Source organism: Bacillus sp. SG-1 (assembly GCF_000181495.1).
In the GTDB taxonomy this organism is placed as follows: Bacteria; Bacillota; Bacilli; order Bacillales; family Bacillaceae_B; genus Rossellomorea.
In genome coordinates, this window is the sequence record NZ_ABCF01000180.1 from 1 (window position 1) to 1224 (window position 1224).

Here is a 1224-nt window from a genome sequence, read left to right on the forward strand (position 1 = left end):
AGGTCGGCTACGCATCGTTGCCTTGGTGAGCCGTTACCTCACCAACTAGCTAATGCGCCGCGGGTCCATCTGTAAGTGGTAGCTAAAAGCCACCTTTCCACTTTTCCTCATGCGAGGAAAAGAACTATCCGGTATTAGCCCCGGTTTCCCGGAGTTATCCCAATCTTACAGGTAGGTTACCCACGTGTTACTCACCCGTCCGCCGCTGACATCAGGGAGCAAGCTCCCATCAGTCCGCTCGACTTGCATGTATTAGGCACGCCGCCAGCGTTCGTCCTGAGCCAGGATCAAACTCTCCGAAAGAAGTTTGACTTGCTCATTGATGCTGAAACTATGTTTCAGCCTGCTAATTAAAGTGTTAACAACTTTGTAAGAACCAGGTTCTTACTAGATTAACGTTGACGTTTTGTCTTGTTTTGTTCAGTTTTCAAGGTTCAATCGCTCAGAAGTCTATCGTAACATGCTGTTTCGCTATTGTCAACTTCTGCGAAATATTTTTTGTTAACTGCTCCGTTTGAAGCAACTTTTATATCTTACCATCGCCCGCAAACTCTGTCAACAAGTTTCGAAAACTTTTTTGATAGTGTTTGAAGTGTTTGAAATCACAGCTTGAAGCAACTGTGATTTGCGACGGTTTTAACAGTATAACAAGATATATTATTCGAGTCAACACCCTTCTTGATATTTTTTCACACCCTTATTCTTTTGTCTTTCAAATAGGCGGACAAGCCCCGCCCCTCACCTATGGTGTTCTTACCATTTGTCCTACCTTCCACTTAAATAGTCCCCAAAATAAATAAGACCGGATCCCTCAACAGGATCCGGTCTTCTTCTTATTAATCAATAGAAATGATTTTTTCATCTTTGGCGTTTACTTTGCCTTCTTTTTCAATCGTTACAGTTTGACCTTCTTTTAGGTTTGTAAAGATGATCGGAGTAATAGTAGAAGGTGCATTGTTTTTAATGTAGTCCAGATCCACTTTCAGAAGCGGCTGTCCTGCCTCTACTTGATCTCCTTCATTTATTAACGACTCAAACCCCTTCCCTTGAAGTTTCACTGTATCGATACCCACGTGGATAAGCACTTCTTTTCCACCTTTGGATTCGAGGCCGATGGCATGTTTAGTAGGGAAGACATTTACGACTTTACCATCTACCGGAGAAACGATTAGCCCTTCTGTTGGAAGAATAGCAAACCCGTCTCCCATCATTTTTTGAGAGAAG

Annotated in this window: 1 protein-coding gene and 1 rRNA gene; both read right to left on the reverse strand. The window is 42.8% G+C overall.

Translation table 11 applies throughout. The features are described 5' to 3' along the window. A 16S ribosomal RNA gene (locus tag BSG1_RS19590) occupies nt 1-303 on the reverse strand; the annotation flags it as partial. A 533-nt stretch (nt 304-836) separates the two neighbouring features. Next, the coding region (locus BSG1_RS19595; RefSeq protein WP_006838987.1) for a PTS sugar transporter subunit IIA at nt 837-1224 on the reverse strand (388 nt) is incomplete at its 5' end.